Origin of the sequence: Caproiciproducens sp. NJN-50 (assembly GCF_004103755.1) — a bacterium.
In the GTDB taxonomy this organism is placed as follows: Bacteria; Bacillota; Clostridia; order Oscillospirales; family Acutalibacteraceae; genus Caproicibacter.
Window position 1 is genome coordinate 2,283,712 of the sequence record NZ_CP035283.1, and the last position, 13,920, is coordinate 2,297,631.

Annotated in this window: 15 protein-coding genes and 2 pseudogenes; 5 read left to right on the plus strand and 12 right to left on the minus strand. The window is 50.1% G+C overall.

The annotated features are described in order from the left end of the window. The first annotated feature begins 115 nt into the window (after window positions 1–115). The 4 genes from EQM14_RS10995 (at window position 116) to EQM14_RS11010 (ending at window position 2,309) form a co-directional block, all read left to right on the plus strand. Entirely contained in the window at window positions 116–745 is a 630-nt protein-coding gene (locus tag EQM14_RS10995; protein WP_128743087.1) for a hypothetical protein, read from the plus strand. Further along, window positions 745–1,275 carry a hypothetical protein gene (locus tag EQM14_RS11000; protein WP_128743088.1) on the plus strand — a complete coding sequence of 177 codons (531 nt, stop codon included), beginning with the start codon at window positions 745–747 and terminating at the stop codon, window positions 1,273–1,275. Before EQM14_RS10995 ends, EQM14_RS11000 begins: the two co-directional genes overlap by 1 nt. A gap of 123 nt (window positions 1,276–1,398) precedes the next feature. Further along, window positions 1,399–1,764: a hypothetical protein gene (locus EQM14_RS11005; RefSeq protein ID WP_128743089.1), complete on the plus strand. Its 366-nt coding sequence runs from the start codon at window positions 1,399–1,401 to the stop codon at window positions 1,762–1,764. A gap of 152 nt (window positions 1,765–1,916) precedes the next feature. Beyond that, the gene (locus EQM14_RS11010) at window positions 1,917–2,309 is read left to right on the plus strand and encodes a hypothetical protein (protein WP_128743090.1); all 393 of its coding nucleotides are present in this window, start codon (window positions 1,917–1,919) and stop codon (window positions 2,307–2,309) included. Between the two features lie 336 nt (window positions 2,310–2,645). Here EQM14_RS11010 and EQM14_RS11020 read toward each other — a convergent pair whose 3' ends face one another. The 12 genes and pseudogenes from EQM14_RS11020 to tnpA form a co-directional block, all read right to left on the minus strand. Then, the gene (locus tag EQM14_RS11020) at window positions 2,646–2,999 is read right to left on the minus strand and encodes a TnpV protein (protein ID WP_128743091.1); all 354 of its coding nucleotides are present in this window, start codon (window positions 2,997–2,999) and stop codon (window positions 2,646–2,648) included. A gap of 121 nt (window positions 3,000–3,120) precedes the next feature. Next, window positions 3,121–4,662, minus strand: a pseudogene (locus EQM14_RS11025) (VirD4-like conjugal transfer protein, CD1115 family); the annotation flags it as partial. Next, a pseudogene (locus EQM14_RS11030) lies at window positions 4,659–5,149 on the minus strand (PcfB family protein). The pseudogenes EQM14_RS11030 and EQM14_RS11025, both read right to left, overlap by 4 nt. A 34-nt stretch (window positions 5,150–5,183) precedes the next feature. Next, window positions 5,184–5,408: a hypothetical protein gene (locus tag EQM14_RS11035; RefSeq protein WP_128743092.1), complete on the minus strand. Its 225-nt coding sequence runs from the start codon at window positions 5,406–5,408 to the stop codon at window positions 5,184–5,186. A 1-nt stretch (window position 5,409) separates the two neighbouring features. Further along, entirely contained in the window at window positions 5,410–5,775 is a 366-nt protein-coding gene (locus tag EQM14_RS11040; protein WP_114175736.1) for a DUF7768 domain-containing protein, read from the minus strand. 57 nt (window positions 5,776–5,832) lie between these two features. After that, window positions 5,833–6,699, minus strand: a complete 867-nt coding sequence (locus EQM14_RS11045; RefSeq protein WP_128743093.1) for a DUF6017 domain-containing protein — start codon at window positions 6,697–6,699, stop codon at window positions 5,833–5,835. A 30-nt stretch (window positions 6,700–6,729) separates the two neighbouring features. Beyond that, window positions 6,730–8,580, minus strand: coding sequence for a DUF5057 domain-containing protein (locus EQM14_RS11050; RefSeq protein ID WP_128743094.1), 1,851 nt, complete (start codon window positions 8,578–8,580; stop codon window positions 6,730–6,732). Between the two features lie 65 nt (window positions 8,581–8,645). Further along, window positions 8,646–9,236 (minus strand): hypothetical protein, encoded by a 591-nt coding sequence (locus EQM14_RS11055; protein ID WP_128743095.1) that lies wholly within the window; start codon window positions 9,234–9,236, stop codon window positions 8,646–8,648. 47 nt (window positions 9,237–9,283) lie between these two features. Continuing rightward, on the minus strand, window positions 9,284–9,871 hold the full coding sequence (locus EQM14_RS11060) for a hypothetical protein (protein WP_128743096.1): 588 nt from the start codon (window positions 9,869–9,871) through the stop codon (window positions 9,284–9,286). A 68-nt stretch (window positions 9,872–9,939) separates the two neighbouring features. After that, window positions 9,940–10,878 carry a ParB/RepB/Spo0J family partition protein gene (locus EQM14_RS11065; protein WP_128743097.1) on the minus strand — a complete coding sequence of 313 codons (939 nt, stop codon included), beginning with the start codon at window positions 10,876–10,878 and terminating at the stop codon, window positions 9,940–9,942. Beyond that, complete coding sequence (locus EQM14_RS11070) at window positions 10,835–11,653, minus strand: ParA family protein (RefSeq protein WP_128743098.1); 819 nt, start codon at window positions 11,651–11,653, stop codon at window positions 10,835–10,837. The genes EQM14_RS11065 and EQM14_RS11070 overlap by 44 nt, the downstream gene beginning before the upstream one ends. A 157-nt stretch (window positions 11,654–11,810) precedes the next feature. Beyond that, window positions 11,811–12,281 (minus strand): IS200/IS605 family transposase, encoded by a 471-nt coding sequence (gene tnpA / locus EQM14_RS11075; RefSeq protein ID WP_128742696.1) that lies wholly within the window; start codon window positions 12,279–12,281, stop codon window positions 11,811–11,813. A gap of 295 nt (window positions 12,282–12,576) precedes the next feature. Between tnpA and EQM14_RS11080 the strand changes: the two genes are divergently transcribed. After that, the gene (locus EQM14_RS11080) at window positions 12,577–13,881 is read left to right on the plus strand and encodes a recombinase family protein (protein ID WP_128743099.1); all 1,305 of its coding nucleotides are present in this window, start codon (window positions 12,577–12,579) and stop codon (window positions 13,879–13,881) included. Window positions 13,882–13,920: the final 39 nt, after the last annotated feature.

Below are 13,920 nucleotides of genomic sequence, written 5' to 3' on the forward strand. Positions count from 1 at the left end.
GTCGTTTTTCGTCAATAAAACGTACTTTTTAGGTTGGGAAGATATACAATGGCTAAATATTCTAAGATTCGCAGGGAATGAGTGCATAGATATTTAAAAGAAAGAGGTATACAATATGAATAAGCAGTTCAGAAGGGTAATTAGTTCCATATTAACGTTGGCATTAGTTTTTTCCACCTGCGTATCAGCTTTTGCAGCAGAATCAAAAGTGTCATCTAGGAAGACAGCATCTGTTACAATTGTGGAACAGGGAGTTTACATCAATGGGAATTATTATAGCCAAAACGAATTTATATCGTTACTAGACAAAGCTACCCCCGTATCGCAAGGTCAAATTAGACCTGCGGTCGCCGGTGCAGCAATTGCTGCTGGAGCTTATTTTATTCCCGGCGTGGGAGAGGTGCTTATTACAGCCACGGGAGCTATTATAGTTGCCGGAGTTATTGTAACAGCTGGCACGTGGCTATATAACACAGTAACCCACTGGTTTGCAGAACAACGCGCTCTTCAGAGTGTTATTGATAGTATCCCATCACGATTGAGATCAGGAAACAGCGTTGACTTAGGAAAATTCAATCAGAAAGTGTCTGGGAAATCAGTAAAATACAAAGAAAAGGGGGGATGGACTATCGAAAAGGATAGAGCAGGAGATAATTCGCATGGTGGGAGCGAATGGAAACTTAAAAATCCAAGTGGAGAAAGAAAAGCTACTTTGGACAAAGACGGAAAGGTGTTAAGAAAATAGTGGATAAAGGTGAACTTATTGATGTCGATGCGATTAATCAAATAAATCAAGTAACAGAAGGGATGATACAATCTCCGCAGTGCGATATTGTAGATATTTTTCCTGAGCAAATACCTAAATCTACCACATGGTATGGTGATGTGGAACAGTACTTTCTGAAAACTGAATTTCAAGACTATTTAAGAAAATGCTTTCGAATCATACTGAAATTCATCTGTTACTATCCCTACACCGTCATACAGTCTGAGTTTCCTCAACAGGTTCCCGGTACGGATCAATATCGAAATACGGAGAAAACTTATCAAAGAATTTCTATTGATGAAATGGAGTCTTTGCTATTTGATACAATAGGAAAAAACGGATGCTTTTCTATTTATTTTCGAGAAATATCCATCCTTATCGTCATTGAGTCTGAATCTTTTAGCACAGTAGTATATGGCTTAGATCAATCTTCTGAAATTTCAAATTTATTATCCGATCTGGTGCATAATGAAGGGCTTTTTCTGAGACATTGTTTTAGACAATTCTAATTTCAACAGAACAAGCGCGGAGAGTTAACTGCAGTTCTGCTTCTCTTTTGTATCACCTCAGAGGGCGGTAATCAGGATACACACTGAACAATAAATGTTGCTTATACAAAAAAGGTGAAAGCTATGCTGAAACATAGGGTCATACTTACATTTTACACCGCTTTGTTTGTAACGGTATATTTCACTAGTTTTATACATGAATTTCCAAGCTTTCTTTTGATCGTAAGTATTTGCCTTTCAATATTTCTTTTCATTTATGACGGATTAAGAGGTATCGGTGTTAAAGGAGTACTTCCTACGGCAGTCTATGTTTGCCTTGCCATTATTACTGCTATCTTGTTGGCGATTATCGAAGAGCATGCAATTATTGTAAAAGATCCAATGATTTTAAAGCAAGCTTGGATTCATAGCGCAATGTTCTACGTAATACCATTTTTGGTGACCGACATGGTTTCAGCTTTTTTCGTTAAGCAAAACCAGAAAAGTTGAGTATTGTTCAATCAAATGAAGAGGCTATTACAAGATGAAAGTTTTGTAGTAGCCTTGCTCATTAACTAGGTAAGATGGAACAATCTTGAATAATTCGATAAGAATATTATGCCCATACCATGAATTTTGGTAAACTTAGTAGGTGATCGTTTATGAATCAGACCGCAAAATGTATTGCCCTGATAATATCCATCTTATATCATGTAGCTTTTATATTTGTTTGGTCAGGAGAATTGGCTCTGCAGTTAAATGCACCGTTCCTTTGGCTTTTTCTCTTGTTAGGAGTCTTTGTTCTTATAGCGACTTATAAAGCCGTTCCAGACAGTATGAATCAAAATAAAAAACAATTTGTAATAGCCATTTTAGTATCTATTGTCTTGTTATTCATCGTCAGTGGAATAGCAGAAACAATAACTGGTAAGGCTTTTTCATACCCTAAGGGAAGATGGATAGACAGAATCTACTTCCTGTTCATTCCGGAAGCATTATTGGGAATATATAATTCAATAAAGTCAATTATCCATATTAAGCGGAATGATTCATAGTAGGGTTACGTCTTCCTTCAAAAGCATTTGTAAAATGTTCATGCAAAATGGTCGGGGTACCTGCATCGAATGGTGTTGGCTACTCCGGCTTTTCGCGTTTCATAACGCGATGTTCTAAGCAATACCATTTTTGGTGACCGATACGGTTTCAGCTTTTTTCGTTAAGCAAAACCAGAAAAATTGAATATTGCTCGATCAAGTCAGCGGGAACAAGCCATGGTATTTCCCGTTTCTTTTAGCTCCCTTAAACCGTCTGGCAGAGCAATGGTACACTACCATTCTGTCTGTAATTCCCAAATTTTTCGCTGCTTCTTTTGTCGTAATATAATCCACCCATTATACATAGATTAATTCTGACAAGATTATTTCTTCGGCCTGCGCCCTTAACGTGTTCATCAGGCCAACCCATTTCATGGGATCGCTGGCTTTCAACCGCTCTGTTACACCTACTGATTTCATCAATTCCGGCATTATTCTTTCAAGCCTGCGGTTTGCCGTTTCGTCGATTTCCAGTAAGTGCGGGTACAGTTTTTCGCTCAAAATCAGGCTGCTATACAAGCAAGGGCGGTGTTCTCGCAAATATCGTTTTCTCATGCGCCCGTATTTGCCGATAGGCTTGTCCGGCTGACCGGTAAGAGCCAAGTCAGGAATGTAGAAATCTCCGCAGCGGGAATAGGCCAGATCTGCCATTGCGGTCACTCCTTTTCTTGTTGGTATGCCGTTCTCTTTAGCACCTCCGCGAAGAGTCCAATTGATCGTGTCCCTGTCCGTAAATTTTGTGGGCAACCGAACTCTTCACGAACAAGTATGGCACATCCTTCCCCAATTTTTGATAATTGAGGCTGTGGGAAACCTCACGACCCCGGCTTTCGCCGGTGTTGTAAGTGTCGATCGTCTCTTTCCCAAGAGATTCGGTCAGTTCCTTCAAGGTCGTGCGTTCCTTGCCGCCGAGGAAAATGGCGCTGTCGCAGTTGCCGATGATCGTGTCGGCGTTGTCTTTATACAGGGCCTTGAGTTGGCTCTGCGCCTGCAAAACAAGGCAGGCCGAGATTTCACGGCTTCGTATGGTGGCAATCAGCTTTTCAAACTTGGGGATCTGCCCGATATTGGCAAATTCGTCGAGCAAACACCTGACGTAGACGGGCAAACGCCCGCCGTACACGTCGTCGGCCTTTTCGCAAAGCAGGTTGAAAAGCTGCGTGTAGGCCATCGAAACTAAAAAGTTAAAGGTGTCATCAGTATCTGAAATGATGATGAACAGGGCTGTTTTCCGGTCGCCCAGAGTGTCCAGCTCCAACTCATCGTAGGCCGTCAGGTCACGCAGCTCCTGAATGTCGAAGGGGGCCATTCTTGCTCCGCAGGAAATAAGGATACTTTTTGCTGTTTTGCCCGCCGCCAACTTGTACTTTTTATACTGCCGAACAGCGAAGTGATTCGGATTTTCTTTTTCCAGCGCCTCAAACATGAGATCCACTGGATTTTTGAATTCCTCATCATCTTCCCGGACCTCCGAAGCGTTGATAAACTCGATCAGCGTGGCGAAATTCTGTTCCTCGACCGGAGCCTCATAGTGAATGTAGCCGATGAGCGCCGTGTAAAAGAGAGTTTCTGCTTTTTCCCAGAAGTCATCTCCGGATTTGCCGTTCCCCTTGGTGTTGGCGATGAGCGCCGTGACCAGCTTCAAGATGTCCTTTTCCGAATGGATGTACGCGAAGGGATTGTATCTCATGGACTTTTTGAAGTTGATGGTGTTGAGAATCTTGATGCGGTAGCCCCTGCGCCGCAGGAGATTTCCGCACTCCACGACAATGCTGCCCTTCGGGTCCGTGACAACGAAGCTTGTCGGATAATCCTTGGAATCGCACTGCATCAGGTTCGGCTTGATGAAAAATCGCGTCTTGCCGGAACCGGAGCCGCCGACGACCAGCACGTTTTTGTTCCGGGAGGTCTTGGGGTCCTTCGGGCGGCTGTTCATGGTGAGCCGTTCCGTCTGCGTGAGAATGACGTTGTTTTCAAAAACAGGGTCGATGTACGGCTTGATGTCCTCGGCTTTGCCCCAGCGGGCCGAGCCATATTCCACGTTTTTACGAAACTTTTTGGCGTTCCGGCCCTTAAAATAGACCGCCAGCCGGAGGGCGGCGGCGAGAAGGACGCCCACGCCGAGGTCGGCCGGATAAAAGCTCGGCAGCGGGGAGGAAAACGCGGCGGTAAGGCCGTCCGTCAGGTGCAGGAGCTTTCCCGAAGCGTCCGCGCCTGCGGTCAGCCGCCACGCCTGCCCGAACTTGGTGGCGAACAGCGCGACGAACAGATACGGCAGATTCATCAGGAGCAGCTTTTTCGTTTTTTCACTCATCGCGCCCGCTCCTGTTCCTTATGCCTCACCCGGTCAACGGTATTCGCCTTGACCAGATCCTTGAACTGCCGGAGCCGCGAGAGGACGGAGGCCTTTTCGTCCGGTTTACCGTTTTCGCCGTAAACTCGGTGAAAGCGGCGGTGAGCGCGTCCGCGTCCCGCGCCTTGAAAAAGACGAGATATTTGGGCGGCGACACGCTGCGGTCTTTTTTGACGGCGTAGTCCACGCCGTATTTTCGCGCCACGCGATCAAAGGAACGGATGTTGCTGTCGGTAATTTCAATGTTGGAAACGCCCGCATTCTGCCCGACGAGCTGCTTCACCGTCTGCCTGCCGTGAGGGACCACGGGACCGGCGCGGGCCTTCGCAATTTTCTTCTCCTTCCGGTGGGTCAGATATTTGGCAATCGCCGCTTTGAGCACCCGGCCCGTGAGCTTCGTGCCGCTGATGATGAGCGTCACGGAGCGGTTTTCGATTTCTTCCTGCAAATAGAACACCTCCTGTCATGGCAAAGCCGCCCCGTTACCGTTCATCTTGGGAAGGCGGCTTTTTCTTTGCCGGAGCCGGTTTCCCGTCGGACCGACTGTCCGGCCTTTTTTTCTCACCCTTTTTCAGGAACGGTGTGAGGACGGTTTCTTTGCTGTCCATGTACATTTCCTCGGTTTTCTGCTGCGCCTGCTGGAGCTTTGAGATGGCGTCGGTCACGTCGTTGAACAGCGAGTGGTACATTTTCTGATAGTCCGGCACGTTACCTCCGCTCCTTTTCCGCGTCCTTTTCCCGGCCCTGTCCCTTGACGGTGAGAATGCCGTCCAGCGTGGTGGCGGTGATGTGCAGCCGTTCCGCCGTGGCAATATCGTTTTTTACAGTTTCGTCCACATTCCTGCCGCAGACCACCAATACATGGGCGCGGCGCAGAAAGTTGCAGGCAATGTCGATGCCGTCCTTGTGTTCCTGCGGGATGGCGTCGTTGAGAAAAAGCGGCAGGAACAGGATCGGGCAGATTGGCGAAAAGCCCGCGTCGTAAATTTTGCGGCAATACCGCGCCGCGTCCTCGGTGTTTTCTATTTCGTCCGCACTCCACGGGGCGGTGATGTATGCGAGGGGTCGTTTCATGATAAAATTACTCCTTTCCGGTTTTTGTTGGGTACAAAAACAGCCCGCGCGGGACGTTTACCGTCCGGGTGGGCCGCTTCCGTACATGTCGTGATTGACCAGCGCCGAGTAGTAGCTGCTGATGGTGGTCGGTGCTTGATACAGCGCGGTCAGGATGTAGCTTCGGATGTTGCAGACGTCGGTGGTGTTTTTATCCAGACACTCCAGCACATATTCGATATGGCTGTCGTCGAGCTTCAAAAGCCTGCTTTTCACCGTTTCGGCGGGCATATCCTCACCGGCGATCCGGATTTCCTTTTTCCGGCTGCACACAGTATCGAGCATGATGCCCACGATTTCATCCAGCCGTTCCGGATCGCACCTCTGCTGCAGAACGTCGTAGGAAATATTCTCTTTGATGATTTCGCGGTAGGTATCTGTCGCATCCATCGAATTAGCCGGGGCAACGGCCTCCGGTTTTTGATCTGCCGGATTGGATTGATAAGGATTTACTCCATACGTATTTGATTTTTTAGGAATATTAGTTCCCTTAGTATTTAATTGCGCGGGGTTTTCCGTATCCGGTTTTCCCATATCCGGGTTATCCAGATACGGCTTTTCCGTATCTGGTAAATCCGTATCCGGCGGCTTGCGCGGCTGTTCGTAGATGGTGTACTCGGTGTCTGTGATGCGCCCGTCCTTTCCGCGAAGCTGGCGGCGCTCCATATAGCCCGCGTTTTCCAGTTCCTTGAGCGCTTTTCCGATGGCGTCCACTCCCTCGCGGCAGATGGAGGCAAGGCCCCGCGTGGTGTAATCCCAATCGTCCGGAAGGGAGAGCATCATGGACAGCAGCCCTTTTGCTTTCAGGGACAAGGCCCTGTTTTTCAGGTGATGGTTGCTCATAACTGTGTAATCCCGCGTCCGTTCAACACGAAAAACCGCCATTTGTATCACTCCCTTCCTCAAACGACTGGCTTAGTTGGTAATCGTGAAATTCAGCGTCAGCTCATGTGACACATTCGTTGTCTTTACCCACGCCAAACCGAATTTAGCGGTAAGCGCCAGATTTCCCGATGCTCCGTTCGCGCCAAGCGTTCCCAGCGGCACTTCCGACGCGAGATCGCCCGTGTAAACGGGAGTTCCCCGATCAACCGCCGTCCAGCCCGAACCGGCTGTGTTACTGATTCCCACGCCGAGCGCGATTCCACTTCCGGTTTGCGCCGCCGTCAGGCTGCTCCAATCCGAGTAGGACGTGGGGGCGCCGGAAGTCGCTTTCAGCCCCGCGACGGAAACCCGGACGGGAAAAGTGGAGTGGTTGGTGATTGGAATGTCCGGCGCGGTGAACGGTGTACTGCTGTTCGGGTCAATCGCGTAACTGACACTGACCGGATGCGTCACGGAGGCGAGTTCATCCGTATGGTAGTGCGTGACAGCCGAGATATTCCCGGCGTTGTCCACGGCGGCTATATGGATGTAAAAGCTGCTGCCGGATGGCCGGGAAAAAGTGAAACTGTCCGATGTGGTTGTAATGCTCCCGTCCGGAACGGTATCAGGGTTGTTGTCCACCACGATGGAGTAGCCCTTTATCCCGGTTTTCAAAGAAGTGGAAATAACCGGGGAATCGTATTTCGCGCCGTCGTTCTGGCCGGTGGCCTCCACATAGTATTGATAGCCGGTGGCGTTGTCCTGCGAGGAATAATTGACGGTATACCGCGTCCAGCCGGAATTGTGCGTAACGCCGGAAATAGCCGGTTTGTCCGGCGCGTCCAAGTCCTGCCCCTTATGATCGTTCCAGCTTGTGTCGGTCGTGATCTGAGCAAGGTAAAACAGGGTATTAGCGGTAACGCGCTGTTCGTCCGGCGTCGCCTCGCCGTTGGAATGGCCAGTCTGAATCATGGCGCAATTCGACCAGCTTGTTAGATAAAAGGTGTTGGTGCCCTGCCCACCGGAGCCGGTGGCCTCCGCGCTTCCGCTATAGGTGTAGGGCGGCTGATACGTCATCCAGACATCCCCGAAAGCAAGCTGATTGGAATGGGACATCGGAACGTTCAAAACCGTACCCACGTCCCCGATTTTCCACGGGTAATTGGTGAGCAGACCCTTTTTGGAAACCTTGATCTGCGAACTGCCGAGAACGGTATAATGCGGGATAGTCTGAATATCGCAGTAGTGGGCGAGTTTGAAGAAGTTCGGCATGGAGATACCGTCGTTCTCCACCATCGTGTCATGCCCGAACAGAACGCCGCGCCCGGTCTTGATAAAGGCGTCGGTTTTACTTTCTGCCGCAGCGGACAAATCCTGACTTGCAAAAGCATCCCACGCGCCGAAATACAGCACGTCGTATTTATAAGTTCCGTCCGGGTTTTTCAGATAAGCGTCAGGGTTGGCGTTGAAATCGGAAATCGACACGGTGTCCACGGAAATGAGGCCCTTGCCGTAACCCTTGGAATCGTATTCGTTCGGCGTTTCCATCCACATTTTCAGAGAAGCCGATTTTGGCAGGGTGTAGCTCTTTCCCTGCCATGTCGTAAAGGAAACGGTCGGCGCAACAACGGGATAGATGTTCAGAACCTTTGCGCTGTCTTTGGATGGGATGCTCTGGGAGGTCGATTCATGCGCGGACTTTGAATAAAGCATGTAGCTGTATGGCTGGCCTTTGTCGCTGTTCGTCCAGCTCAGCGCCACATAGTTCCCAGACGGGTTCGGCGTCGCGGTCAATGTCAGAACCGATGTGGCGGAGGCCGCGAACGCGGGTGAAGCGCCGGACAGCAGAATCCCGGCGGCAAGCAACGGGACGAGAAAAAGCCGCCTGAATGATTGTCTCAAATAGAAACCCCCTTTCGGCGTGGAAGGTTGGCCGGGAAAATCCCGGCCGATTCCCACTCATGTCTTTATGCAAGCTGGAACTGGAAAACAAGCTGATGGTTGGCCGTGTATGCCCCGTCGAACGCGAGGCCGTAATCTGCCGTCAGGGACAGCGCGCCGGAAGTGTTCGGATTCAGCGTCCCGACCTGTAACGGCGAATCATTCACCGCCCAATGGGTGGACGTGCTGTACCCGCTGTTCCAGCCGGAATTGCCCTTCGCGGAAATGCCGAGCGCGATGTACTTTTTGGAATCCGCGAGGTTGAGCGAGCGCCACGCTTTTGCGGACGGATCAACGTCGGTGAAGGTAAGCGTCCCGCCCGAAGCGGCTTTCAGGGATTCCACCGTGGCGATCACCGCGACCTTGGTATTGTTGGTCACTGTGATGTCAGGCGCGGTGAAGGTTTCGGCGTCCGGGCTGATGGCGTAGGCCACGTTGATCGGATGTGTGACGGAGATGGTCAGCGGCGAAATGGAGCCGTTGATCGTCACGTTCCCCGTAATGCTGCCCGTGCCGGTGTCGGTTTTGTCGGCGGCGAGCGCCGGGACTGCCGCCGTCACGCCGAGCACGGCAAAGGTGATGATGCCCGCGAGAACCTTTCTAAACCTGTTTTTCATTTGAAAACCTCCCATAAATTTTTATATCAACCGGACCGTCCGGCTGATTACGAAACGGAAAGACGGATTTTGTAGTCGGCCATCCCGAGGTAAGCCTTAGTTGTTTTGTTATAATACTTGATTGTCGCCGTGACGCTGTAATTTCCGGGTGAAACCTGCTTGGAAAGAGAGAGGCCGTCGATGTGCTGCCCCGGATAGATCGGCGCGGATTTTGCCACGGTTTCACCGTCCAGCGTGATTTCACACTGCATAATGACGGTATTGGAAGCCGGATTTTCCACTTCCCATGTTCCGGCACCGCCTTTCGTCCCGCTGGAAAAGGACGCTTGCGCGCTTACCCTGTCGGTGACGGTGACTTCCTGCTTTTGAAGCCGGGACAGGATTTCCTGCCGGGACGGGGTGCTGCCGCTTCCCGGCTCCGCGCTCCCGGTATCGTCCAGAGACGGAGCAGACGATGATGGAACGGAACTGGAAGGTGGCGGGTTTGGTGCTGGATGCTGATTTCCGCAGCTCCGTAATAAAAGCAGCAGGAGAAGCAGCAACAACAGAAGAATTGCAAGAATGTACGGCCATTTGCGTTTTCGCTTTTCATCCTCTTTTTTACCTTTGTTTTCGTTGATTTTTTCAGTTGTCATGCGGTTTCCTCCTTCATTCAGACATGAAAAAAGGCGCTCCTTTCGGAACGCCTGAAACGACGGTTATTTTACCTTTCCTGATCCCGCTGCCGCTTTTTCTGCCATCCGTCCAGCAACCGGATGATGACCTGCTCCATCTGCTGCGGGGTGTACGATTTTGGAAAATATTTTTGGAGCTTATCAGCCTTGATGGTCAGGTCATTTTTCTCCGGCTTCTTTTCCTCAGACATGATGGCAAGAATACTGTCCTCGTTCAGATGGCCCTCCTGACTGAAGTTTTTCAGCCGTTGGGCCTGCGAGAGCGAGGGGGTGGCCTGTTCGCTTTCGATGGTGTCGAGCAAAAGCGTCTGTTCCTCCGGTTTGAGGTACGACAGCTCCACGGCGGGGGTCATGGCGATTTTTTTATCGTCTACCATCTGCTGAAGCTGCGGCGTCAGCTCGTTAAGCCGGATATACCGCTGGATAGTACGCGCACTATCCTCTGAGTTTTCCGCAATCAAATCACGGGTTTTTATCCCTCGTAAATCGTGGCCAACTTGGCCACCATTTTCAAGAGAAGGTCTACCGGCTTGACGTTTCATGGCATCCAGCTTCATTTTGTATGCCTTGGCCCGTTCGCTCGGCAGAATGTTTTCACGCTGGATGTTGCTGTCAACCATGATGATGGTCGCGGCGTCATCATCCAGATCGCGGACGATGACCGGCATGGTGGGAAGCCCAGCCAGCTCGCAGGCGTGTTTGCGCCGGTTGCCTGAAATCAGCTCATAGCCGCCGTCCGCGCGAGGATGGACGATGGCGGGAACCAACACGCCGTATTCTTTGATGCTCTCCACGGTTTCTTTCATGGAATCATCGTCCCGTACCTGAAACGGATGGTCGGGGAACGGGTGCAGTTCCGAAAGTGGCATGCCCGTGACCTTTTCCCGCTTGGCGTCCTCGCGGGTTTCCTCCGTGGAAAAAATATCATCGTAGCTGTTCAGACTTATGTTTTTGGCGCTGCTTTTCAATTTTTAGCACCTCCTTTGTCAGTTCCCGATATGCCTCGGCAACTTTGCCTTTCGGGTCATGAGTGAAAATACTCCTGCCCTCCGCGCTGATTTCGGCGGCGCGAACGGAATGAGGAATCTCTACATCAAAAACCTTAAGCTTTGAACCGTAGGTATCTCGCAGCAGGGAACTAATCTCTTTGGCGTAGTTGGTACGGCTGTCCACCATCGTCAGCAGAATGTCGTCAATTTTGAGCTTCGGATTGATCTGCCGCCGTACCTTATTGATTGTCTGCAAAAGCTGTTCGAGGCCCTTTACCGGAAGGTACTGCGCCTGAACGGGAATGAGAACGCTGTCGGCTGCGGCCAGCGCGTTGACGGTGAGCATTCCCAGCGATGGCATACAGTCCAGTAGCACGTAGTCGTATTGGCGCTTCACGCCGTCCAGATACTGTTTCAGGATTTTTTCCTGGCTCATGGCGTTGACAAGCGAAACCTCCATGCCGGAAAGCTCGATGTTGGCGGGCATCAGATCGACGCCCTCATCGTGATGCAAAAATCCCTCACCGGGGACGATGATTTCCTCGTTCAGCACCTTGCCCATGATCGTCGCCAGCGTCACGGGCAGTTGATCGGGCTGGAAACTGCCCAAACTGATGGTCAGGGAACCCTGCGGGTCACTGTCCACCAAAAGCACCTTTTTCCCTTCCTGCGCCAGCCCGATGCCGAGATTGGCGCAAGTCGTAGTCTTGCCGACGCCGCCCTTTTGATTGGCAATGGCAATTACATTGGTCATGTGATTTTTTCACCTCCCGCTGAAATCAAAACCACGCGTTGAACGCGTGGTATGCACAAGCCCTGAAAGGGCATAGTACTGGCGCGCGTCTCAAGACGCACTGAAATAGGTTACCAACCGCATTACTTTTACAGGCCGCCGCTAAAGCGGCCTTCTTTTATGCCTTTGATTCCTTGCTACCCGTAAACGGGTCAATATACTCTTTGAAACTTATTTGATCTGAGGCAATATCTTCCTGCAATTGATTTTTGATATATTCTTCAATTGCTTTCTTGTTACGACCCACTGTGTCTACAAAATAGCCACGGCACCAAAAATGTCGCGTTCCATACTTATACTTCAAATTTGCATGCCTATCGAATATCATCAGGCTGTTCTTTCCTTTGAGATAGCCCATGAATTGTGCCACACTGAGATTCGGCGGAATGCTTACCGGCATGTGAATGTGGTCTGGACACGCCTCAGCTTCGAGGATTTCCACTCCCTTCTGCTCACACAGCTTCCTTAAAATCTTGCCTATATCTGCTTTTATCTGCCCATATATTTCTCTTCTGCGATATTTTGGAGCAAATACAATATGATACTGGCATCTCCACTTTGAATGTGATAAACTTTGTATGTCTTTCATGACAAAATCTCCTTTTGTTGGTAATGCGGTTGGCAAACCTGCATCTATTCTAACAAAAGGAGATTTTCTTGTATCTAAAGATTCTTATCCCACCAGCAAAGCTGGTGGTTCTTTGCGCTGAAGCTGCAATAGAAAAAGGACGTTCCATAAGTAGGAACGTCCTAAAATGATATGCAATTCGTCATTCAGCCGGTTTTTTCAGGTTTGAGAGAGGGTTTGACTGAGAGCCACTTCGCCGCAAACCCGCATGAATACTGAGCCTTTGCCTTTTCGTTTTCACCTTCCCGAATAACGCATGTTCAACGAGTGGTACGCAAAGGATATTTCCAAAAAGCGCCGTATCGTCAATAAGCTCAAAGGAAATTCCGGCGTTCCACTTTCGCCCCCGCCCTATGGGTATCAGAAAGACCCGGACAACGCGAAACGCTGGATTGTGGACGAGGAAGCAGCCGTTGTCGTCCGCCGTATCTACCAGATGGCACTTGACGGATACGGCCTTTCTGAAACCACCACCGCGCTGGCGCGGGATGGGGTTCTCAATCCCATGTCCTATTGGCAAAGCAAGGGAATCAATCGCGGCGGGACAAAAAGCTCCGTTTTGCCCACGCAATGGGGGCATACCACAATCAAAAAGATTCTGACCATGCAGGAGTATTGCGGTGATGTGATTAACTTCAAAACCTATTCCAAATCGTATAAGATGAAAAAGCGTATTGCCAACGACGAGGAAAACCGCGTTGTATTTCCCAATGTCAATGAAGCCGTCATTGACCGGGAAACGTGGGAGAAGGTTCAGAGCTTACGCCGTGGCACCCGCCGGAAGAAACCGACGGTCAGCGGCGAACGGAGTATCTTTTCCGGTCTGCTGAAATGCCCTGAATGCGGCGGCAATCTCAACTATCACTTCAATCAGGGAAATCACGACATCAAGTTTTTTAGCTGCTGCAACCACAATACCGGATACCGGAAATGCACCTCCACCCATTACATTCGGTTGGATTTTCTGGAACAGGTGGTTTTGCAGGAAATACACCGTCTCACACAGTTTGCCGACGAGTATGAAGATGATTTCGTAAAAGAGATAATCGGACATTCGGCAAAGACGGCGGCATGTGAACGCTCGCTGCGGCAAAGGGAGCTCGACGGCCTGCTGGCGCGAGACAAGGAATTGGATGTGCTCTTTGAATGCCTCTACGAAGATAACGTGTCTGGCAAGATCGACGATGCACGGTTTTCCAAAATGGCCAAACGGTATGAGCAGGAGCAGGGCGAAAACGCCGCCAAAATCAAAGCCTTAAAGCTGGAGCTCAAAAAGTCCGGCGGCCAGCAGCTTACAACAGACTTATTCCTTGATATTGTCCGGCGCTACACAGGGGCGCAAACACTCACCCAGCGTATGGTGACGGAGCTCATTGACCATATCGACGTGTACCACGCTGAAAAGCAGGAGGACGGGATTACCACCCAGCAAGTGGTCATTCATTATAACTGCATCGGAGCCTTTGAGGTGCCGGATCGGAAGGACATTCCCGAGGTGGATGTTCTCATGGAAACAAGAAAAGGCGTAGCTGTCAGCTACACCTCGGCACAAATCGCATGATACATATTTTGAGCGTAAAAAAGCAGAGTGTCCTTATAG

Excerpts from the sequence above, each read along its gene's own strand:
- EQM14_RS10995 (WP_128743087.1), top strand. The coding sequence starts at position 116 with ATGAATAAGCAGTTCAGAAGGGTAATTAGTTCCATATTAACGTTGGCA.
- EQM14_RS11005 (WP_128743089.1), top strand. The coding sequence starts at position 1,399 with ATGCTGAAACATAGGGTCATACTTACATTTTACACCGCTTTGTTTGTA.
- EQM14_RS11010 (WP_128743090.1), top strand. The coding sequence starts at position 1,917 with ATGAATCAGACCGCAAAATGTATTGCCCTGATAATATCCATCTTATAT.
- EQM14_RS11020 (WP_128743091.1), bottom strand. The coding sequence starts at position 2,999 with ATGGCAGATCTGGCCTATTCCCGCTGCGGAGATTTCTACATTCCTGAC.
- EQM14_RS11040 (WP_114175736.1), bottom strand. The coding sequence starts at position 5,775 with ATGAAACGACCCCTCGCATACATCACCGCCCCGTGGAGTGCGGACGAA.
- EQM14_RS11045 (WP_128743093.1), bottom strand. The coding sequence starts at position 6,699 with ATGGCGGTTTTTCGTGTTGAACGGACGCGGGATTACACAGTTATGAGC.
- EQM14_RS11055 (WP_128743095.1), bottom strand. The coding sequence starts at position 9,236 with ATGAAAAACAGGTTTAGAAAGGTTCTCGCGGGCATCATCACCTTTGCC.
- EQM14_RS11060 (WP_128743096.1), bottom strand. The coding sequence starts at position 9,871 with ATGACAACTGAAAAAATCAACGAAAACAAAGGTAAAAAAGAGGATGAA.
- EQM14_RS11070 (WP_128743098.1), bottom strand. The coding sequence starts at position 11,653 with ATGACCAATGTAATTGCCATTGCCAATCAAAAGGGCGGCGTCGGCAAG.
- tnpA (WP_128742696.1), bottom strand. The coding sequence starts at position 12,281 with ATGAAAGACATACAAAGTTTATCACATTCAAAGTGGAGATGCCAGTAT.
- EQM14_RS11080 (WP_128743099.1), top strand. The coding sequence starts at position 12,577 with ATGTTCAACGAGTGGTACGCAAAGGATATTTCCAAAAAGCGCCGTATC.